This window comes from Romboutsia faecis (assembly GCF_014323405.1).
In the GTDB taxonomy this organism is placed as follows: Bacteria; Bacillota; Clostridia; order Peptostreptococcales; family Peptostreptococcaceae; genus Romboutsia_E; species Romboutsia_E faecis.
Window position 1 is genome coordinate 354266 of sequence record NZ_JACRWE010000003.1, and the last position, 20889, is coordinate 375154.

The window sequence follows — 20889 nt, forward strand, 5'->3', positions numbered from 1 at the left end:
CTAACCTACCACATAAATTTAATTTTCTATTTCTCTAAGTCTTTCAGTTACACTTTTCTTTGTTGATACCTTAAATACAATAGCAGGAGTAATTAAGCATACTGTTAAGATTACAATTATTAAAACTACTAATGCAGTAGTAGGGAACACAAATGCTGCATAGTCTGCAATATTCTTCGAAAGCTCTCCAATGCCATATATAATTCCTATACCTAAAGTAAGTATAAAACCTGTAGTAATTAAAGCATAATATAATCCTTCATAAGTTAACATCATTTTAATTTGCTTTTTAGTCATACCTATACTTTCCATAATTGCAAACTCTTTTAACCTTATATTGACACCTGTTATCATAACATTGATAAAGTTTAATATACCAATTAAGATTAAAATAACTGCAATTCCTCCACCTAATATATTCATTACCATTTGAGATTTATTAAACTCTTCTGTTTTTTCAGATTTTGACTCGAACCATAACCCACGAGCCTTGCTTAAAGCTTTTAAATCTTTGTTTATTTTACTTTCATATTTCTTATTTACATTTATATTTAATATATAGTTTACAGCATCATTATCTAGTTTTTCCAATGCTGAATTACTTATATAAATAGTTGGTATACCTAATGGTGCATCTAGTCCTGGAGGTAATAATTCACTAGTATCTCCAACTACGTTCATATTAAAAGTTTTAGACTTATTATCCTTAGAATTTCTTATTGTTACGTCTCCTTTTATACTTTTGTAATTCTCTGGATAATACCAGGAATCTGCTATGGCAACATTTCCTTTTTTAAATTCTTCTACGTCTATTTTATCTTCTAATTCTTCATTAAGCCTTTCTATAAGATTATCGTCTATTCCTATAACTGATGCTTGTAATAAACTTGGATCCTCACTTACTGCATTTAAATATTCATTAAGATCTTCTTTTGTATTTCCAAATCTTTCATAAATATTTTCTAGCGCGGGTAATAAAACATCTTTGCTCATATCTAATTGCAGGTTACTTGATTTTGATAAGCTTATACTATTGACACCCTTCATATCTTTTATCTTATTTATAAAATCGCTATCTATCTTATCATCATTTCCTTCTACACTTTGTATAAGAAAATCATTTTTAACGTATCTATCTATATAGTTTTCTACACTAATGCTATTTAAGAAGGTATTAACACTTAAAAATGTTATAATTCCCATAAATAATGATAAAAACACTATTATAGCTCTTTTCTTTTCTCTAAACACATTGTACCAAGCCATTTTATATAGCTTTGAACCTTTTGTTGTTCTTCTATTTTTCTTTTGATTTTTAAGTGTACTGCCACTATAACGTAGTGCCTCTATTGGTGAAATATTTCCTGCTATTTTAGCTGGCTTTTTACAACTTATCATTACTGTTACTAGTGAGAATATTCCTGCACCTATAAAAATAATTGGATTAAATGAAACGTCCCTTGGCATTGCACTAGCTTCAGTTCCTGCAAATAAAGTTCCCATAGCTAAAGGCACAATTAAAAAAGATACTATTGCGCCTAAAAGTAATCCTAAAGGAATACCTATAAGAGAAAGTTTTAAAGCTTGCCCTTTTACTATTTTTTTAATTTGCTTTGGTGATGTACCTATTGTTTTAAGCATTCCATAAAAGGTAATATCCTTATTTACTGCTATATATAAAATATTATAAATAAGAAGATACCCACTAAGTACTATAAATAAAGATATTATTACTATTATAGCCATAGTTGATAAAACTGTATCTGATAAATCATTTGATATACCATAGCTAAATGAAAACTCTTGATTTTTATTTAGAGAAACTTCTTTTTCTAGTATATCAGGTGCAGTAGATTTATCTTTAGGCTTTAAACTTAAGTAAAGTAATCCATTATCTTCTAATGATAAACTATTTGCATTTACAAACTTTTCAGAAACAAATAAATATCCGCTATCTTGAACTAAAGCATAATTAGTATAATAACCACTTAATATAAATTCCTTATTTATAATTTTTCCATTTATATTACATGGGACTTTTATTTTATCTCCTATTTTAGCCTCACTTTCTCCTAAAAACTCTAAGGCTTTTTTAGATGCCATAATTTCATTTTCTTTTGTCGGATAATTTCCTTTTATATCGCTAATACTCGGTTTTACTTGTTTTTCAAAATTTTCTTTACTTAAATATTTTATTGATATCTTTGTTCTGTTTTCATTTAAACTATCAAGTGATACCTTCCCTGCATTTATTTCATATCCAATACTATCAGATAAGTCTAATGACTTTATTTTTTCTATTTGATTATCTGTTGGATTTGATAAGACTACATTTGCTGTAGTACCTTGTAACCTTATGTTCATCGTTTTATAATTTTTAGCAAAACTAATTCCTATACTAAACACAGATGAAATCATAAATGTAGTCAAAACTATGGCCATAATAGCAAAGGTATTTCTTATTTTATTTGTTTTTAAAGTACGATTAGTAATTCTTTTTATTATTTCTTTATTATTATTTTCAAACTTCATTACTTATCACCTCTTACTACAACCTTGCCATCTTCTATTCTTATAATTCTATCTGCAAGTTGAGCAATCTCTTCATTATGAGTAATCATAACCATAGTTTGGTTAAACTGTTTGCTAGTTACTTTTAATAATCCAATTACATCCATACTAGTTTTACTGTCAAGGTTTCCTGTTGGCTCATCAGCTAAAATAATTGCAGGTTTTGTTGCTAATGCCCTTGCTATTGCCACTCTTTGTTGTTGACCTCCAGAAAGATTATTAGGCATACTACTTAGTTTTTTGCTTAACCCTAATATATCAATTATTTTATTTACATAATCTGTATCTATTTTCCCTCCGTCTAGCTCTATTGGTAATACTATATTTTCATATACATTTAATATTGGTACTAGATTATAGTTTTGGAATATAAATCCTATGTTTCTTCTCCTAAAAATTGTAAGTTCTTCATCATTTAATTTACTTATTCTTTTGTTAGATATTATTGTTTCTCCACTAGTTGGATTATCTAATCCTCCAAGCATGTTTAGTAGTGTTGATTTTCCACTACCTGATGTACCTACAATTGCTATAAATTCACCTTGATTTATTTCTATACTAATATTATCTAATGCTTTTACTATATTTGGCTCTTGACCATATATTTTTACTAAATTTTCTGTTTTTAAAATACCCATTTTCCACCTCATATAATTGTATTTGTTATGTTTTATATTTTAAAGTAAACTTCTTACAATCTTCTGACAAATAAAAAATAAGCTAGAGAAGTTTTTATTTCTTCATCTAACTTATTCTTTATTTGTAACTTATTATAGATTATATATGTCTGAAAATTCTATATCACATCTTTCCACATGCTTACTTTTTCTATCGATGTCATATTTATTATTACTTTCTTCATTTAAATTAATAGGCAAGCTGAATATAAATTCTGAACCTTCATTTACTTTGCTCTTTACACTCACCTTCCCACCATGCAGTTCTACTAGATTCTTAACTAAAGATAGCCCTATACCACTACCCTCACATTTTCTATTAAGTGACTCATCTACTTGCCCAAATCTATCAAATATCATATCTAATTTATCTATTGGTATACCTATACCACTATCTTTTACAGAAACTACTACTTCATCTACTGTAGAGTTAATATTAACGCTAATAAAACCATTCTCCTGTGTATATTTTATTGCATTAGATAAAAGATTTAACATTATTCTTTCTATTTTATCTGGGTCACAACAAGTAATTACTTCTTCATTATCTGTATCAAAAACCAGATTTATATTATTATCCTTTGTATATTCAGCTACTGATGTCGTTATATCTTCAATGATATTTACAATATTATTATTAGAACATCTAAGTTCGTACATTCCTATATCCATTTTATTTATATCTATTAGGTTATTTACTAACCTTAATAATCTATATGAATTTTGCTTTATGTAATTTGTATATTTTTTTAATGAATCTAATTTTATATTATTATTTTCTATATTTTTATTAATCACTTGCATAGTACCTAATATAATGTTTATTGGAGTTCTAAATTCATGAGATATATTTGAAAAAAATTCATTTTTTACTATTTCTGATTTAACAGCTTCTTCTAAAGTTATTTTTTCTTTTTCTATTTCTAATCTTCTAGTAATATCTTTTGCTGATGTTATATATGCTTCTTGTTCTCCAATATATTTACTATTCCATTCAAGATAAATATATTGTCCGTTCTTATGCCTAAATCTTATAATATTTGTAATCACAATGCCTTCTATATCATCTAGTATCTTTTTGCCCTTGAAGCTTGCTAAATCTTCAGGATGGATAATATCTGTGCATGGCATTGACAATAACTCTTCTTCTGTCCATCCTAAAACGTCATACCAGCTAGAACTTACTCTCTTTAAATATCCATCTCTTCCTGCTATTGCTACTAAATCAACTGAAATATCTAAATACCTTTCTAATTCTTTTTCTGTATATTCACGCATTTTATTTTCAACTGACACTTCATATTTAAGTCTTACATTCTTAATTATCATTGCTATTCGATTAGATATATACTTCATATATTCATCACTATTGAACTTTGGTCCATTTCCATTTCTATAGCTTAAAGTAATAAATCCAATAATTTCTTCATCTAGTTTAATAATATAGTTTCCAGAATAATCAAGTTCATCTACACATTTATAATCTGGATTTAATGTATTGTCAAACTTTTTTCTCGGAAGTATACGATTAATATATACTCTATATTTATCCGATTTTAATTCATTTAGTTTTACCCGAGTAAATTCTACATTTTCTAAGTATTTATTTGCATCTTTTAATTTTATAAATGGTACTAAACCTTCTTTATCTATATCGTACAGCATTATAGAAAGACCATCTGCATTTGTATAATTAATTATATTTTCTCCAATATTAGTTAATATATTTTTTAAGTCATTACAACTTCCATTACTATCACGTTCAAGAGTTGCTATATTATAATTTTTATATAATTCTTCTGACACTATTTTAGATAAACTGTAATTTTTAGTTGTTGATACAATATACTTAGGTTTTTCATTTTCATCAAATATTGGTGATTTATAACTTTCATACCAATAGCTATTTTCTCCTGATAATATCTCTTCATGAAAAATCTTTGGACTCTTATTTTTAAATACTTCTTTATTATTTTCATCAAATACTTTATATATATTTTCTTCCCAATAATCGCTATTATAAGTTCCAATAATATCTTCTCTTTTTTTATTTAATATATTAGTAAAGGGCTTATTTACATATAAATACTTCCCATAAGCATCTGCAATAAATGTACAAACATTTATATTATCTAAAAGATCTTCTAGCATTTCCATTGTGTATGTTTTTTGATATACTTCTTTACCTATAATAAAAATACTTTTCTCGTTATTAAAATTTTCTATACTTATATTTGTGTTTATTCTGACTAATTCATTTGATTTAGAATAAAATTCTAATGTTTTATTTTCATCTTCTAATCGTTCTACTGATTTTTTATCTTCATTTGTTATTATATTTGAAATACTTGTGTTAAATATTTCACCTTGTTTATAATTTAATCGATTTAAAAAACTTTCATTACAAAATATTATTTCACCTTTGTAATTTAATACTATTATATAGTCCCTAATTTTATTGTATATGGATAACATTTTATTCCCCTTTGGCCCAATTATATAACGAATTAATTCATTCCATTTATTGCATATTTTACCATATTTATATAATTTATTTGTATGGAAATCTGTATTTTTAGAAAATAATCCATTAATCTGTAGTTAAAACTTATATTTTTATCTCATTCTACATTTTCTTGATTTTATTCATAAACAAGTATTTAACTACTCTAATAATATTTTTTATAATTATGATCTTGTCTATAATACTAAATATAAGAAGTGATTAGATAGGGATAATTCTTTTGGATTTTAAACGTATTTTATATACTTAGTTTATCTGCTATTGTCATTATTAAAACTATTATTCCTTATTTCTTGAATAAAGAAATTAAAAACTAGGATAAAAACATAAAAAAGCAAATCATCTTTCTTCCATATAATTCAAAAATCATGAGCCATAAGATAAATTAATATTTTAAATTCTAATGCCTAACATAATAGTTATTATAATTAATTTATATTTAAACCATAACCTTAATTAACTTTAAAAGTAGTTAATAAGCTTTATCCTTACTAACTACTTTTAATATATTATTTATTACATATATTCATTAATAAATATCCCCAGCATTATCTTAAACAAGACTATTTTAACTATGAGTATTCACGAAATAATCTTCTAAATTTGTAGGTCCTTGCAATACTTCTTTTCCTACATACATGCTACTATCCTCTCTTATCATAACACTCCATTTTACTAAACTAATGCAACTATTTTCAATCTCTATTGCTGTAATCGCTGTGGGATGTATACAGCTTCCAGAATTAAAGTACATGTCTTTATTTACTTGTGCAAAACTAGGTCTATGAGTATGACCTGCAATTAACATTATGTTTTTCTCTTTAGACCATCTCATCAGTTGTCGCTCTATTTTATTCTTCTTTCTATAATTTTTAGCAGCTCTAGTAGGATCATTAACTCCCCATATTTCAAGAGTTCTCCAAATATAACGAACTAAAAATCTCCCTAGCTTCCATAATCTATCATTAATTAAATCACCTTGATGGCCATGTACAAGGAGGATTCTATTTTTTTTATTATCATTATTTTCTAGAATTAATCCTTCATATCCCTTCATAGAAGTAAATAATGAATAAACAGTTCTTCTTATTGTGCAGTAATATTCCTTATAATGACACTCTAAAAATCTTGTATCACTTTTTTGCATATCATGATTTCCATAAATCATATACATTCTGTTAGATTTATAAAATTTAGATAATAATTCGAATGTGCTCCTATGAACTTCAATAATTTGTTCCATACATCTATTTTCCCAAAGCTCATCTCCATCACCCAATTCAATATATGTGAATCCCATTTTATAGTAACTATTCAGCGCAGCTAAAAAGATATATTGATTATTTAAAAAATTATCTCCTGAATTACCACTTCCCCTGTGGCAATCACTCATTATGACAATTTTTGAATTATAATCATAAGGGATGACCTTAGACTTTTCATAAACTTCTGATAAACGTTTATATGTGTTCATTATCTACCATCTCATTCCTATTCAAATAAGATGAAATTTCTTTATAAGCATTTTGTAATTTTTTCTTTCTACTATTACCTGCTACTATTTTAAATAAAGCCGGATAGTATAATCGTAAAAAGTCAATTTTATCTATTGTTCTTATAAAATCTCTAGTAATTAAATTATAAAACTTACAGTAAAATTTGTTCATCAATTGAATAAAAGGTATTACCAATTTATAATGATTACGTGGTTGTTCTGACTTAGGAGCATCAAAGTTCAAATAAACCATATGACTAACCACCTTAAATTCATTGTCTGTATAACCTAATTTTTTTAATCCATTTAAAAATGCATCTCTCATACATACATTAGGAAAAATTATCCTAGTTTCCATTGATAAATGGCTAGGTGATGAAAATACACCTACATCAAAGCCTGTTAACCACCAATGACGTTCTTTTCTTTGGAATAGTTCTTTTTTATTTATTTTAAGCTCAAATCTCATATTTAATAATTCTTCATCTGTTACAGCTTCAAAAAACGGTCCGGAGTAAATACCTGGTATATTGATATCATCCTTATTGGTTACATATATACCAATTTCACCACCAGTAGTCATACCATATTGTCCTTTCCAAAACTCAATAAGCCATCTTCTTTTATCATATTCAAAATAAATAGGTTCACTATCAATAATCATATTCAAAGAAGGAGCTACTTCATCATAAAACCTACAATATCCTACTTCTCTTTGCCAAGGATACATATGTGAGCATATAATATCATTAGTTGGATCATATGCAAAACCATATAAATTTAATGCATCATTAATATCTTTAATTTTTTCCTCATCAGTTCTTTGTAATACACTATTAATCGCTTGTTTTCTTTGTACTAGCCATTTATATAAAAGTGGAACAAGTATAATTATAATAATAGCTATAATCCAATTTTGCTCCATACACTCAACCTCCATATAAAATATGTTTCATATTATTATATTTATATTCGATATTTTTTGTTACATTTTTACATTTATTTCCATAATTTATAAAAATAAATTCAACAATTCAAATTAAAAGGTGCTAGATATTATCTAGCACCTTTTAATCAGTATGTAAAAATACTATATTATAATTCAATTAATTTAGAAAATATATCTCTTACATTCATAGTACATCTTTTGCATCTTGTACCTACCTTAATAGTATTTTGAACATCCTCAAATACTTTAGCTCCATTTTCTATTTCTCTTACTAAATCACCAATTGTTACATTAGTACAACGGCACACAACTTGTTCTTTATCCATTAGTTGCAATCTCCTTTTGTCTATTTTATGTAGTTTCTATACTGTAAATTATTACAATAAAAATGTCAATATAAAAATATTTATAAATATAATTTAAGTTCTAAATTAACCTATTCTACTCCCCCTAGAATAACACTACAACCTTATATTCTTTTTCTTATTCTTTTAAAACCAACTAATTTGAGTTTTTTCATATACTCTTTTATAATCATATATAATATCTTTCATATTATACAAAAGATTATACTTTTCACACTCTTCTTTAAAAACCTTAAGCAAATGATCATAGTTTCTAGATCTATTTTCATAAGACTCACCATAAGTTTCAATATATTTTTTATCTAACTCTTGGTTTGGGAATATTCTTCTTAATTGTTCAAAATAATATTCTCTTTGATTTTGTCTTAGGGTAACACCTAATCCATAAGAAAATACAAATTTGGCTCCATATTCATAAGCTGATTTTATAATATTTCTTATATTTTCTTCATTATCATTTATAAAAGGTAAAACTGGTATTAATAAAACACCTACATATATTCCATTGTCTGATAGCTGTTTTATTGCCTTTAATCTATCAGATGTTGGACATACATTTCTTTCAATTTTTTTACATAGTTCATCATCGTATGTAGTTATTGTCATTTTTATTAAAGTAGGTGAATGACTTTGTATTTTTTTTAGTATGTCTATATCTCTAGTGATTAAATCACTTTTGGTTGCAATAGAAATCCCAAATCTATTTTCATTAATTAACTTTAATGCTTCTCTAGTCAACTTATATTTCTTTTCAAAGGGATTATATGGATCACTCATAGCCCCTGTTCCCACTACACCTTTATTTCTTTTTGATTTTAGGTCTTTTTTTATTATATCTGTTGAATTTTCTTTAATTCTTACTCTATCAAATTCTATTATTTGATAGCAGTTGCTTCTAGAGTCACAGTATATGCATCCATGGCAACAACCTTTGTATATATTCATATTGTAGTTTATTCCAAACCAATGTTGATTTTCTTTATAACTAGATGATATTATTGTTTTGGTTGGCATAAATTCCATAAAATATCATTCCTTTCAATTTAAATACTTGTTTATTTTATAATAAAATTTTAGATTTGAATAGGATAGCAAATTATATTGTACATAAATATACAGAGTTTAATAAAGTAGCAAAGAAATTAATTTTTTTACTTTAGTCATAATACAATACTCAATGTGATATATATGTATTAAGTAGATATAAATATATCACATTAACGGGGGGAGATTTATTTATGAATGGGTTAAATAAGTGCTCAATTTTATTCGCACTTTTTGGATTTTTAGGTTTTAAGGAATTAAACGGAGATCCACTAAGTCTTCTATCTTTTGGTTTCTTTGGATATCTTTCTTATATTTGGTGGAATAAGCTTGGAGATTGTGAAGATGAGAGATTGATTTATAATAAACAACGAGCAGGTTCCATAGCTTTTTATACGGGATTTGTTCTTGTAGTTGTCGCAAGCGTATTAATTAGACTATATACAGTAGATATACTAATACTTTATAGATTACAAGTATTAATAATTGCACTTTCTTTTGCAATATCAATGAATTTATGGGCATTTTTAACTTATAAATTTGATATGGGTAATTAAAAATTATGGCTAAGTTTATTAGTAATTTAAAAAAGTATCGTCAATTTAATGAATTAACTCAAGAGGAATTGGCTAATAAGGTTAATGTTAGAAGAGAAACAATAGCTCGATTAGAAAATGCAAAATATAATCCTTCTCTTGAGTTAGCTGTTAGGATTTCTAAGGAATTAAATACTCCTATTGAAGAATTATTTATATTTAATTTTGAATAGATGTTAAAATAACCCTATCATAGTTATTAGGATACTATGATAGGGTTATTATTCATTTATAAACCTATTTTATTTATATATGATTACAACTTTTCATAATTGATAATTTTAGTTTTCTTTATTTAAAGAATAATTAAAACTAGACAATTTTTTAATATCCTAATTCTTCTAGTATTTCTGAAAGTACTCTACATCTTTCAACTAATAATTCACCTTGATTATTAGGCTCATTAGCTAAAATAATTATATCTTTATCTAAATTTTCGTTATATGCACTCTTCTTAACACCAATGTCTATTTTTTCTATATCTGAGCTAGGAACTCTATATCCATCTACATCTTTATATTTCCTCCACATTTTCTTCTGTAAACTTATCCTTACACATTTCTCTTAATATTCTTAAATCTTCACTATAATCAACCTTACTTTCGTCTTTGTCATAAGGTAATACTTCTACTGTTCTTATTTCAAAGTTTTCTTCTTTATTTTCATTCCAATCCTTTTGCAATTTTTTACATTTATGATTATTGAAATTTAATTTGAATCTATCGCCATTTATAGTTGCTTTTATATTTTTGTCACAACCTAAATAAACTATATTTGTTTTTTTAGACTTAAACATATATACACCCATCTCTGGTTTCATTTCTTTGTATTGTTGTAATAATTCTTTTTTTCTTTGTCTATCCATAATTAATCTCCTATCTATTATTAGTCCTCTATTCAGGTTAATATTCTACAAATGCATTTACAAATATGTTTTGTTACTATACCTATAATTTATATCATTTTAGACTACTAAACAATAAATGCTCCGTAGAGTTGAACTCTATAGATCTCTTATTATCAAGTAATAAATTTTTAATATGCTTACTGAAAAGCCATTTAAATACAAATATTCTAAGTAATATATTAAATTATTACATCAAAATTAGCTCTCAAATCATTTATAGACTCCAAAGCTATCCTTTCATCTTCATTTATTCTAATTCATCTGCTAACTTCGGATGAATACAAACATATGCATCTTTAGGCCATTTCTATTTTCACCTTAAGGTAATTCATAGATAATACCAGTTATATCACATAGCATTCCTTTTGAGCATTTTTTAAGTAACTCAAAAGCATCCCTTGGTGTTTATCAATTATCTAATAAACTATCCATCCCTAAAACTTTTCCTCTATTGAATATTATCTCATAGTCAGTTAGTTCCACTTCTTCCTTTTATATAATATGGTTTACTTTAGATAATCTTCTAAATCTTCCATTAATGTTCCTTATCCCTCTAAGCGACTTTAACTTATATAGATTTCATTTACCATCTTATACATTTCTTTAATATATTTTGCAAAATATTAAAATATATAATTGCATATAGAGACTTCACAGAAGATGACAAAGAAGAATTTTTAAGATTACTTAAAAAACTTAGTTCTAACTTTAAGAATGAAAATGAAAAGTATAAATAAAAAATGCCTCACTAAATGGGACATTTTTTATTTACTCTATATTTTACTAATCTATAAATGTTACTACTTCTTCAAGAGGTTTACGAGATGGCTTAGGAGAAGTATTATCTTCTGCAACTCCTAAGGATATCATAGACATTAATTCAAATCCAGGTTTATCAAGTCCAATTAACTTTTCTATTTCTAATTTAGCATGAGTAGGTCCTGTCATATAACAAGTTCCATATCCTTTTTCTGTTGCTGCTAATAAGAAGTTTTCAACTGCAGCACCTATTCCTTGAGCTGCTGATTGAGGAGATACTAACATGTCTAAAACTTCTTTAGATGCATTATTTTCCTTCAATATCTTATACTCTATCATTTTATATTCTGATCCATATACCATTATTACTACTGGTGCATTTTTAAAACAAGTATAATAATTTATTACACTCATATGTATCTTTTTATCTTTTTCAGTTTTCGCTATTTCACCTAAATTTTCATGACTTTTGGTTACTATCTCAGCCATTTTATTTATTATTTCACGATTAGTAACTACAACAAAATTCCAATTTTGTTGATGCTTTGGTGAAGGTGCTGCAGTTGCAGCTTCTAACATTTCTAATATGTCCTCTTTAGGTACTACTTCATCTTTGAATCTTCTTACACTTTTACGAGCATGTATTGCGTCTAAAACGTTCATTTCTATTCTCCTTTTAAATGTCCTTAAGATATAAGATTATTTATCATATTTACACATTTAATATTTTTCAAACTAATGCTTTAAAATAGTTTTATGTCAAACTAATTTTACAACATATAATAGTTTTATGTCAAACTTTTTCAATTTAACCATCAGATGTTATTCAATCTCTATGATTTAATATTAATAGCTAACGAAACCTCTGCTCCAGTTTTATATTCTCTATTTTTTATAACTACAAAACCACCATGCATTCTAGCTACAGATTCTGCAATGTATAGTCCCATACCATAATGCTTTCCAACTTTTCTTTCACTTGCTTCCATGAAAAATTGATTCGTAGCATTTCTTAATCCGTTCTCAGTGAATCCTTTACCAGAGTCCCTTATAGTAAATTCTAACATCTCCTCATTCTCATTAACTATAAATTCTATTTCACTTTTTTCAGGTGAATAATCAACTGCATTTAACATTATATTAATAATAGCTCTCTTTAAAAGATCTTTATTTGATACAAAAAATTTAGATTTGTAGTTTAGACTAGTTATTATTTTTATATCTTTCAATGAGCATATCATGTTAAGTTCACCTTTTAACTCATCTATAATAATATCGGTATTAATATTTTCATTTAGTTTACACTCCCCCATACCTGACTTAGATATATCTATTAGCGTTGATATATATTTTTCAATTTTATCAGCATTATTAATAATATATTTAGCGAATTCTTTATCTTCTTCACATAAATCACTTTCATTTAATAGTTCTGCATTTCCTTTTATAATTGTTATTGGCGTTTTTATATCGTGAGCTAGTGCACTTATTTGATTTTCCTTTTCTTGCTCTATATGCCACTGTTCTTTTAGTGATTTCTTAAGTGCTGTTTTCATATTTGATATAGATGTTAATACTTCGTTAAACTCTTTCACATCACTTGGTATTACTTCAAAATCTAAATCTTGATTCATTATTTTTTCAGTTGATGCTTTCAAAGGGTATAACTCTTTTTTTAATTTCTTTTCAAACTTTATTGCAATTATACATGCTGTTAATATAAATCCAATCAAAAAAATACTTATTAATAGTATCTCTGGATAAGGTATTAAGTCATTCCAAAATTTTGAAGTAAAATGAGCTTTAATATCATATCTAATTATACAAATCCCACTATTAAAAGGTATCTTCGTATAAAAAAATTTACTATTACCCCTCTCTCCATCTAAATACTTATTAACTTCTTTTAACTCTTCTTCATCAAGATTTGTTTTTACTATTTCATTTTCATTGTTAAAGAAAGCATATTTGCTAGGATAAGGTATTTTGTCTTCATCAAGTTGTGAACCTCTTTCAACTTCTATTTTCAAGTTTTCCACTTGATTTTGTACATAGTTAGCTGGTTTTATTATGTTAAAATTAATAGCAGTATTAACAGTAATTATCAATGAAAATATTAGTATAATGCTTAAGACACAGAAAATAATTAAATATTTCAAGAAAATTGTGTATAAACTTCTTCCTCTTTTCATATCCATTTGTATCCAATCCCCCATACTGTTTCAATTGGATTTTCTATATATTTGTTAATCTTAGCACGTATATTTTTTATATGTTCTCTAATACAACTATTATCGCTTTCTTTATCAAATCCATATACTTCAATAAAAATTTGTTCTAATGTGAAAACCTGTCCTTTATGCTTTGCTAAATACTCACAAATTTTATATTCACCTTTCGTAAGTGCTATCTTCTTCTCATAGAAATATAATTCCTTTGATTTTAAATTAAACTTCAATCCATTAGTAGATAAAATTTGTTGCTTTTCTCTATGTTCTCTTCTTAGGTGTGCTTCTACTCTAGCTCTTAATTCTAAAATGCTAAAAGGCTTTTTTATATAATCATCTGCGCCTATTGATAACCCTTCTAAAATATCTTCTTCCATTGTTTTCGCTGTTAAAAAGATTATTGGACAATCAACTTCATTTCTAATTGATTTACATAAAGTAAATCCATCTATCATTGGCATCATTACATCCAGTAATATTAGATCAAATTTAATTAGTTCATCTTTATTTATATCAATTGCATTGTTCTTTATAGTAACTTTATAATCTTGTTTTTTCAATACATTTTTTATTAAATTCAATATTTCTATTTCATCATCAATAACTAAAATATTTATATCTTCCATAAGTACTCCTTACTTAATAATTTTCTCTCCTACCTTCCCAATAGTTTATAAATATTAATTGTAAAACTAAAAGTGTAACCATATATATTATCATCATTATCATAGAGTGTATTATAGATTGATTTTCCATCAAAGTACTAGAATTATACATTATAAAATAAGAACATAATCTTACTGAATACACCCAAGGTACTATTGGCCATATTCCATCTCCTATACCTGTTAGCATAAGTGCTGAAATAAGACTTCCTACTATTCCTAATCCTATTGATGCGCCTTTACCAAAATAAAATACCGCTAAATATTGTATCATATATATAATTATGTTACTTCCAAACATTATAAATGACTGTCTAAAGTAAAGTTCTATATCTGTTAAGTTATTTTCAATTAAGTAAAATATAATTCCAAATCCTAATATTGCTATTAATGTTGATATTAAACCTAATATAAATATTGTAATAAATTTACTAAAATGAGCAATATACTTTTTATTTGCTATTCCTAAAAAATATTGAAATCCAGCTTCTTGCTCTTGCTCATATACCATATTAACTATAATTGATATTATAAAAGGAAATGAAATTGAAATAAGTTGGATATACGCTATAAATTTTTGCAATTCATCCCAGGAAGAAATTACATAATAAGCTAAGAATGTAATGACCGTTGAAATAGGAATTATTAAATGCACCTTAATTATATTAGAATGATAAAATTTATAAAAATCTGCCTTCAGACAATTTATTAATCTCCACATACCTATATCTCCTCCTCTTTGAACCATCTTGCACTTAAGTAAGATATTAGTATATACAACATTACTGTTACTATTAATCCTATTAAAATAATTTTAATATCAAAAATATACCTTCTATTTTCTACAGATAAACCATTAGGTAAAACTCCGATAACATGACACATTAATCTTGATGGAATTGCAAATGGAATCCACCAAGTTGATTTAACTGCACAAATTATCCCTATTCCACAGTTACATATCATACTAATTATCATAGCAGTACCAGTTTTAAACCTCATAGATATATACATGAATAGTGGTATTTGCCATGAAAAAGTTATAAATAATATTATAGATGCTAAGAAACTATTTTTTATAGAGATTGTTGATTTAAATAAATATCCCATTAAAGTTACTTCTAAAAAGAATACTAAGCAAGTTAAAGCTAAATAAATAGTACAAAGAATTATTTTACTATACCAAATTTTATCTTTATCTATTACAACACTAAATAATCCATGATATTTCCTATTGTTATCATTATTTATTACAAATGAAGTTATTAAAGTAAGAATCCCTGGTAATATCAATATATACCACCAATTATATCCCCCTGATTGTATATAGTTACCTCCAATTAATATAGATGCTAATAGTAATGTAATAGTAGGAGCTAACCATATTAACATTTTTTGAAAACTCTTCTTTAGTTTTAAATGTTCTGATTTTATCATATTAATCATTACTATTACCTACCTTTCTTACTATTTCTAAAAATAATTTTTCTAAATCTATATCTTTTTGAATTTCCTCTTGATACCATAGCTTACCATTTGCTATTATTCCTATATGATCTGCAATTTTCTCAACTTCAGATAAAATATGGCTAGACAATATTACTGTTATTCCTTTTTGTGGGAATAATTTTATTAGTTCTCTTAATTCTCCTATGCCTATTGGATCTAGTCCATTTGTAGGTTCATCAAGTATTAAAAGCTTAGGATTATTTAATAAGGCTATAGCTATTCCTAATCTTTGCTTCATTCCCATTGAAAATTTTCCTGCCTTTTTCTTTCCTGTGTTTGTAAGTTGAACCATTTCTAAAACTTCATCAATTCGTGATTCTGGTAAATCATATAATAGAGTACGTACTTTTAGATTTTCTCTTGCTGTTAAATTTTCATATATCGGTGGTTCTTCTATAAGGGCACCTATTTCTAATAGATCATTTCTTGACCATATTTTTCCTTTGTATAGTATTTCTCCTGATGTAGGATTAATCATTCCTGATAGCATTTTTAGTAAAGTTGATTTTCCTGCTCCATTAGGTCCTAATAATCCGTATATAGATTTTTCCTGAACTAATAAAGATATATCTTTATTCACTTCTTGTGTCTTATATTTTTTGTTTAAGTTTTTAGTTTCTATTATATATTTCATGAAAAACTTCCTTTCTTATTTATCGTTTGATGAAAGTATATGAAATGTTTATAAGGATTTTATAAGGAAATAGTTAAATATTCTTAATATCTACGTCATTATATTATCTTGTTATGATTCATAATTATGTTTATTATCTTTACTATTAAGATAAAAACGTATTGATTTCTATACCAATACGTTTTTAATAATTCATTAATAATAAGTATATTATTGTTTACATAAGTAAAGCTATAGTGTTATACCATAGCTTATATTCTAAAAATATTACATTCATACAAGTATACAAGGCTTAATACTTAATCATTTTTATGTAAAAGATACTTTTTCTCAAATACATCGACATTTATAGGTTTTGAAAAATAATATCCTTGCCCAAGTTCATATCCAGTATTAATAAGAAACTTTATCTGTTCTTCTGTCTCTATACCTTCTGCTACTAGGTTAATATTATTTTTATTTGCTAAATCTATCATAAATCTCAATAAATAATCAATCTTTTTATTCTGTCCTATCTTATTTATAAGGGATCTATCAATCTTTATAGTATCTATATCTATATTCATAGAAAATGATAAATTTAAATTTCCTGTTCCGAAATCATCTAGTGATACTTTTATACCCATAGATCTAACTTTATCAATCTTATTATTAATATTATCTATACTATAATCTACATATTCTCTTTCTGTTATTTCAAATTCCAAATACTTTAAATCTATATTATAAATTCCTATCAATGCTTCTAAAGTATCTATAAAATCCACTCTCATTAATGTACTTTTAGATAAATTTATTGATATAGGAACTAAATTATCTTTATATATATTGTTCCAATAATATATTTTTCTTAGACATTCTTCTATTGTATAATAATCAATTAAATATATTAAATTATTATCCTCTAGCTTCTCTACGAAACTATCAGGATATATAATTACAGCATTACTTTTATGCCATCGTATTAAAGCTTCAGCCCCTATAAGCTTCCCATTTTTTATATTATATTTTGGTTGATATACAAATTTAAATTCTCTTCGCTTTATACCATTCTTGACTTCTTCGTAAAGTTTACTTTCATTATTATTTGAGCAAAGTTTAAACTCTTTTTTATACATATGTCACCCCCCATTTGATTAATAAACTAAACAAAACCATGTTATAATAACTTTATTACTATTTCTTTTATCACATTTACTGCTCATATATATCAGATAATTCTATTTTTATTCTTTCTAAGCTATTCATATCAACCTTATAATAAGTTATATCTATTTCTTCACTCTCATTTATTATATTCGGCAGGCTTATTATGAACTCACTACCCTCTCCAACTTTACTTTCTACACTAATATTTCCATTATGTATTTCTACTAAAGCCTTACTTAAGGCTAAACCAACACCACTTCCTTCAGATACTTTCGTAAATCTATTTTCTACATTAGAGAAACTTTCAAATATAGTATTTATTTTACTATTACAAATTCCAATACCTGTATCTCTTATAGATATTTTAGTATACTTATCTTCTATTTTTAAACTTACATATACGTATCCCTTAGGTATATTAAATTTTATAGCGTTTGAAATTAAATTTAATATTACTCTTTCAATCTTATCCGTATCAAATCTAAGTATATGTTCTTCTAAGTTTGTATCAAATATCAAACTTATATCCTTGAATTTTTTATAATTGTTTATGCTATCACATATAGATTCTACAAAACTAACAATATCATGATTTCTAGGATTAAAGTCCATACATCCAGATTGAATATTTGTTAAATCAATAAAGTTATTAGATAATTTTAATATCCTTAGACTATTAGTATTTATAAGTTGTAAATTATTTATAAAGCAATCCTTACAGTTTCCAATCTTACATATCTTACATTTATAATCTAACAGTTGTATTGAACTAAATATCATATTAAGTGGTGTTCTAAACTCATGTTTAATATTAGAGAAAAATCCATTTCTTAGTTTCTCAAGCTCATACTTATATGATTTATCTTTCATTATATTTAAAATTGCATTTACATTTTGTCCATCATCAGTTATTGGAATTTTAGTAACTTCAAAATATTTAATTTCACCATTAGTGTTAATTATTTTTTGACTGTATTTCAGTGCTTTACTATTTTCAATCACTTCTTTACTTTTTATAGCATTATACTCTTTGTATTCTTCTCCTGTATTCATAAAATTTTCAATGTAGCTTTTATTACAATATAGCATTCTTCCATTCCTATCTTCATAAAAAATACATTCCCCTATATTGTCTAAGGTTAGTTTTAGTACACTATGTTTAAAAACATTCTCCATTTAATTGCACTCCTCTACTAAAAATATTCTCTCTCTTATAAGTATTTATAGTTTATATATTCTTGTAAAATAGTGTCTTTTAATCCAATAGATGATTTAGAATATATCTAGTTTTTACTCTTCTTCAGAATTATATCTTTCTAAAATATCGACTAAATATTCAATAACTTCATATTCCTTTGGTAATCTTTTTTTTATAACCTCTATTTTATCTGCTATATTTATTTCCGAATCCATAATATTACCTCCTGCCTTTTATACATTTTACATCCTCATTGTGTAATTTACAATACACAATGCGATTTTTTTCCATTTTTCCCCATATTTTTCTTATTTTAAAATGATTTTAATTTTTTTTTTTTTAATTTTACATTGAGTAATAATATTCTAGATTATATACTATAAGAATGGAGGTGTTGCGTAATGAACGAAAGGTTAAAATTAATCAGAAAAAATTTAGGTCTTTCTCAAAAAAAATTTGGAGAGAAAATACATCTATCAGTTAGCCAAATTTCCTCCTATGAAAATAAGTTCAGAAATATACCAGAAAGAACTATATTAAATATAATTAGAGAATTTAACATAAATCCTGATTGGTTAAGATATGGAAAAGGAGATATGTTTGATAATACAAAGTCTATTGATAATTTAATTTATAAAATAAATTCATTATCAGAAGAGGATCAATTATTTATTAATAGAATTATTGATTGTCTATATAAATCTTCTTGTGATAATAAATCTAAATAATATAGTACATATTATCGAACCATTTTAAAAGTTTTTATACTAAATCAGCTAAACTAACCTCTATTTATGACTAATTAATATATTTTCACATAAAAAAGACTGTTATTGATACAGTCTTTTTTATGTTTATTCTATTATAATTCATAATAAACTTAGTATTTTGTAAACTGAAAATAGATCTAAATAGATTATATTAATATAATATTTACTTAGAGCTATTTTATATTTTAATAATGTATATGGTTAATAATAAAAAGCTATATTATTAATTATTAATCAATACTTACGATCTCATAATTTCTAGTACCAAGGCCTAGTTCTTCGATTTATTTGCTACATTTATATATACAATATTTTCTCTTCCCATAAAATATTCTTTAAACCACTATACCCAGGACTAGAAGCTCATATATATATTGTCTGGAAGATATATCTTAAAGGTAAATACTATTCTAATTGTTTCTGAATTAAATCAAAAAAACTCAGCAACCCCAGCACATACACCTATTAATTTACGTCAGTTATATATATCTATTTTGTATAAATCTCTCCCATTAGCTCTTAAGATTTTTACTATTATTGCATTTTACCACTTTTCTATTCTTGTTATAAATGTCTTAAAATGTGTAACAACATTAATTAATTGTGATATTACTTATTGAACTATAAAAATATTATGTAGATTATGTATATATTATCTGACATTATAAAAACACATAATAAAAAATAACTATATATAAGTATTAATATTTCTTATATGTAGCTATTTTTTATTATGTATTTTAGCTTGTGATATATTAATTTTAGAACTATTTGTTTTTTAATTAGGAATTATTTCTACTTATTAAATTAGATATATATTCAAATACGCTTCTACCAATATTTTATGAA

Annotated in this window: 21 protein-coding genes; 3 read left to right on the forward strand and 18 right to left on the reverse strand. The window is 25.4% G+C overall.

The genetic code is table 11. The features are described 5' to 3' along the window. Positions 1-18: 18 nt before the first annotated feature. The 7 genes from H8923_RS08215 to H8923_RS08250 form a co-directional block, all read right to left on the reverse strand. On the reverse strand, positions 19-2532 hold the full coding sequence (locus H8923_RS08215; protein ID WP_153971295.1) for an ABC transporter permease: 2514 nt from the start codon (positions 2530-2532) through the stop codon (positions 19-21). Next, complete coding sequence (locus H8923_RS08220) at positions 2532-3209, reverse strand: ABC transporter ATP-binding protein (RefSeq protein ID WP_153971296.1); 678 nt, start codon at positions 3207-3209, stop codon at positions 2532-2534. The genes H8923_RS08215 and H8923_RS08220 overlap by 1 nt, the downstream gene beginning before the upstream one ends. Before the next feature lie 132 nt (positions 3210-3341). Next, complete coding sequence (locus H8923_RS08225) at positions 3342-5723, reverse strand: ATP-binding protein (protein WP_153971297.1); 2382 nt, start codon at positions 5721-5723, stop codon at positions 3342-3344. Positions 5724-6340: 617 nt separating this feature from the next. After that, positions 6341-7246 carry a metallophosphoesterase family protein gene (locus H8923_RS08235; RefSeq protein ID WP_153971298.1) on the reverse strand — a complete coding sequence of 302 codons (906 nt, stop codon included), beginning with the start codon at positions 7244-7246 and terminating at the stop codon, positions 6341-6343. Next, complete coding sequence (locus tag H8923_RS08240; protein ID WP_172976702.1) at positions 7233-8192, reverse strand: DUF4474 domain-containing protein; 960 nt, start codon at positions 8190-8192, stop codon at positions 7233-7235. The genes H8923_RS08235 and H8923_RS08240 overlap by 14 nt, the downstream gene beginning before the upstream one ends. A gap of 170 nt (positions 8193-8362) precedes the next feature. After that, positions 8363-8542 (reverse strand): (2Fe-2S)-binding protein, encoded by a 180-nt coding sequence (locus H8923_RS08245; RefSeq protein WP_153971300.1) that lies wholly within the window; start codon positions 8540-8542, stop codon positions 8363-8365. A 165-nt stretch (positions 8543-8707) separates the two neighbouring features. Continuing rightward, a complete protein-coding gene (locus tag H8923_RS08250) occupies positions 8708-9604 on the reverse strand; it encodes an SPL family radical SAM protein (protein WP_153971301.1) in 897 nt (298 codons plus the stop codon). A gap of 215 nt (positions 9605-9819) precedes the next feature. Here H8923_RS08250 and H8923_RS08255 point away from each other — a divergent pair, with 215 nt between their 5' ends. Further along, entirely contained in the window at positions 9820-10182 is a 363-nt protein-coding gene (locus tag H8923_RS08255) for a DUF3796 domain-containing protein (protein WP_153971302.1), read from the forward strand. 5 nt (positions 10183-10187) lie between these two features. After that, entirely contained in the window at positions 10188-10394 is a 207-nt protein-coding gene (locus H8923_RS08260) for a helix-turn-helix transcriptional regulator (RefSeq protein WP_153971303.1), read from the forward strand. A 151-nt stretch (positions 10395-10545) separates the two neighbouring features. Here H8923_RS08260 and H8923_RS08265 read toward each other — a convergent pair whose 3' ends face one another. From H8923_RS08265 to H8923_RS17490, 11 genes are all read right to left on the reverse strand, one after another. Further along, positions 10546-10752 carry a DUF6530 family protein gene (locus H8923_RS08265; RefSeq protein WP_153971304.1) on the reverse strand — a complete coding sequence of 69 codons (207 nt, stop codon included), beginning with the start codon at positions 10750-10752 and terminating at the stop codon, positions 10546-10548. After that, positions 10736-11086, reverse strand: a complete 351-nt coding sequence (locus H8923_RS08270) for a GIY-YIG nuclease family protein (RefSeq protein WP_153971305.1) — start codon at positions 11084-11086, stop codon at positions 10736-10738. Before H8923_RS08270 ends, H8923_RS08265 begins: the two co-directional genes overlap by 17 nt. An 825-nt stretch (positions 11087-11911) precedes the next feature. Further along, positions 11912-12550 (reverse strand): nitroreductase family protein, encoded by a 639-nt coding sequence (locus H8923_RS08275; protein ID WP_153971306.1) that lies wholly within the window; start codon positions 12548-12550, stop codon positions 11912-11914. Positions 12551-12720: 170 nt separating this feature from the next. Continuing rightward, positions 12721-14085 (reverse strand): sensor histidine kinase, encoded by a 1365-nt coding sequence (locus H8923_RS08280; RefSeq protein WP_172976703.1) that lies wholly within the window; start codon positions 14083-14085, stop codon positions 12721-12723. After that, positions 14076-14741: a response regulator transcription factor gene (locus H8923_RS08285; protein WP_153971308.1), complete on the reverse strand. Its 666-nt coding sequence runs from the start codon at positions 14739-14741 to the stop codon at positions 14076-14078. Before H8923_RS08285 ends, H8923_RS08280 begins: the two co-directional genes overlap by 10 nt. A gap of 13 nt (positions 14742-14754) precedes the next feature. Beyond that, positions 14755-15501, reverse strand: coding sequence for a lantibiotic immunity ABC transporter MutG family permease subunit (locus H8923_RS08290; protein WP_172976704.1), 747 nt, complete (start codon positions 15499-15501; stop codon positions 14755-14757). Between the two features lie 2 nt (positions 15502-15503). Then, complete coding sequence (locus H8923_RS08295; RefSeq protein WP_153971310.1) at positions 15504-16226, reverse strand: lantibiotic immunity ABC transporter MutE/EpiE family permease subunit; 723 nt, start codon at positions 16224-16226, stop codon at positions 15504-15506. Next, on the reverse strand, positions 16219-16923 hold the full coding sequence (locus H8923_RS08300; protein ID WP_153971311.1) for a lantibiotic protection ABC transporter ATP-binding protein: 705 nt from the start codon (positions 16921-16923) through the stop codon (positions 16219-16221). Before H8923_RS08300 ends, H8923_RS08295 begins: the two co-directional genes overlap by 8 nt. Before the next feature lie 299 nt (positions 16924-17222). After that, complete coding sequence (locus H8923_RS08305) at positions 17223-18041, reverse strand: EAL domain-containing protein (protein ID WP_153971312.1); 819 nt, start codon at positions 18039-18041, stop codon at positions 17223-17225. Between the two features lie 76 nt (positions 18042-18117). Then, positions 18118-19248, reverse strand: a complete 1131-nt coding sequence (locus H8923_RS08310; protein ID WP_153971313.1) for a sensor histidine kinase — start codon at positions 19246-19248, stop codon at positions 18118-18120. Positions 19249-19362: 114 nt separating this feature from the next. After that, positions 19363-19485 carry a hypothetical protein gene (locus tag H8923_RS17490; protein WP_263457703.1) on the reverse strand — a complete coding sequence of 41 codons (123 nt, stop codon included), beginning with the start codon at positions 19483-19485 and terminating at the stop codon, positions 19363-19365. A gap of 186 nt (positions 19486-19671) precedes the next feature. Here H8923_RS17490 and H8923_RS08315 point away from each other — a divergent pair, with 186 nt between their 5' ends. Next, on the forward strand, positions 19672-19998 hold the full coding sequence (locus tag H8923_RS08315; RefSeq protein WP_153971314.1) for a helix-turn-helix domain-containing protein: 327 nt from the start codon (positions 19672-19674) through the stop codon (positions 19996-19998). Positions 19999-20889 lie beyond the last annotated feature (891 nt).

What these genes read in the sequence shown, in the direction of transcription:
- H8923_RS08215 (WP_153971295.1), bottom strand. Translation starts at nt 2,532, where the DNA reads ATGAAGTTTGAAAATAATAATAAAGAAATAATAAAAAGAATTACTAAT.
- H8923_RS08220 (WP_153971296.1), bottom strand. Translation starts at nt 3,209, where the DNA reads ATGGGTATTTTAAAAACAGAAAATTTAGTAAAAATATATGGTCAAGAG.
- H8923_RS08225 (WP_153971297.1), bottom strand. Translation starts at nt 5,723, where the DNA reads ATGTTATCCATATACAATAAAATTAGGGACTATATAATAGTATTAAAT.
- H8923_RS08235 (WP_153971298.1), bottom strand. Translation starts at nt 7,246, where the DNA reads ATGAACACATATAAACGTTTATCAGAAGTTTATGAAAAGTCTAAGGTC.
- H8923_RS08240 (WP_172976702.1), bottom strand. Translation starts at nt 8,192, where the DNA reads ATGGAGCAAAATTGGATTATAGCTATTATTATAATTATACTTGTTCCA.
- H8923_RS08245 (WP_153971300.1), bottom strand. Translation starts at nt 8,542, where the DNA reads ATGGATAAAGAACAAGTTGTGTGCCGTTGTACTAATGTAACAATTGGT.
- H8923_RS08250 (WP_153971301.1), bottom strand. Translation starts at nt 9,604, where the DNA reads ATGGAATTTATGCCAACCAAAACAATAATATCATCTAGTTATAAAGAA.
- H8923_RS08255 (WP_153971302.1), top strand. Translation starts at nt 9,820, where the DNA reads ATGAATGGGTTAAATAAGTGCTCAATTTTATTCGCACTTTTTGGATTT.
- H8923_RS08260 (WP_153971303.1), top strand. Translation starts at nt 10,188, where the DNA reads ATGGCTAAGTTTATTAGTAATTTAAAAAAGTATCGTCAATTTAATGAA.
- H8923_RS08265 (WP_153971304.1), bottom strand. Translation starts at nt 10,752, where the DNA reads ATGTGGAGGAAATATAAAGATGTAGATGGATATAGAGTTCCTAGCTCA.
- H8923_RS08270 (WP_153971305.1), bottom strand. Translation starts at nt 11,086, where the DNA reads ATGGATAGACAAAGAAAAAAAGAATTATTACAACAATACAAAGAAATG.
- H8923_RS08275 (WP_153971306.1), bottom strand. Translation starts at nt 12,550, where the DNA reads ATGAACGTTTTAGACGCAATACATGCTCGTAAAAGTGTAAGAAGATTC.
- H8923_RS08280 (WP_172976703.1), bottom strand. Translation starts at nt 14,085, where the DNA reads ATGGATATGAAAAGAGGAAGAAGTTTATACACAATTTTCTTGAAATAT.
- H8923_RS08285 (WP_153971308.1), bottom strand. Translation starts at nt 14,741, where the DNA reads ATGGAAGATATAAATATTTTAGTTATTGATGATGAAATAGAAATATTG.
- H8923_RS08290 (WP_172976704.1), bottom strand. Translation starts at nt 15,501, where the DNA reads ATGTGGAGATTAATAAATTGTCTGAAGGCAGATTTTTATAAATTTTAT.
- H8923_RS08295 (WP_153971310.1), bottom strand. Translation starts at nt 16,226, where the DNA reads ATGATTAATATGATAAAATCAGAACATTTAAAACTAAAGAAGAGTTTT.
- H8923_RS08300 (WP_153971311.1), bottom strand. Translation starts at nt 16,923, where the DNA reads ATGAAATATATAATAGAAACTAAAAACTTAAACAAAAAATATAAGACA.
- H8923_RS08305 (WP_153971312.1), bottom strand. Translation starts at nt 18,041, where the DNA reads ATGTATAAAAAAGAGTTTAAACTTTGCTCAAATAATAATGAAAGTAAA.
- H8923_RS08310 (WP_153971313.1), bottom strand. Translation starts at nt 19,248, where the DNA reads ATGGAGAATGTTTTTAAACATAGTGTACTAAAACTAACCTTAGACAAT.
- H8923_RS17490 (WP_263457703.1), bottom strand. Translation starts at nt 19,485, where the DNA reads ATGGATTCGGAAATAAATATAGCAGATAAAATAGAGGTTATAAAAAAA.
- H8923_RS08315 (WP_153971314.1), top strand. Translation starts at nt 19,672, where the DNA reads ATGAACGAAAGGTTAAAATTAATCAGAAAAAATTTAGGTCTTTCTCAA.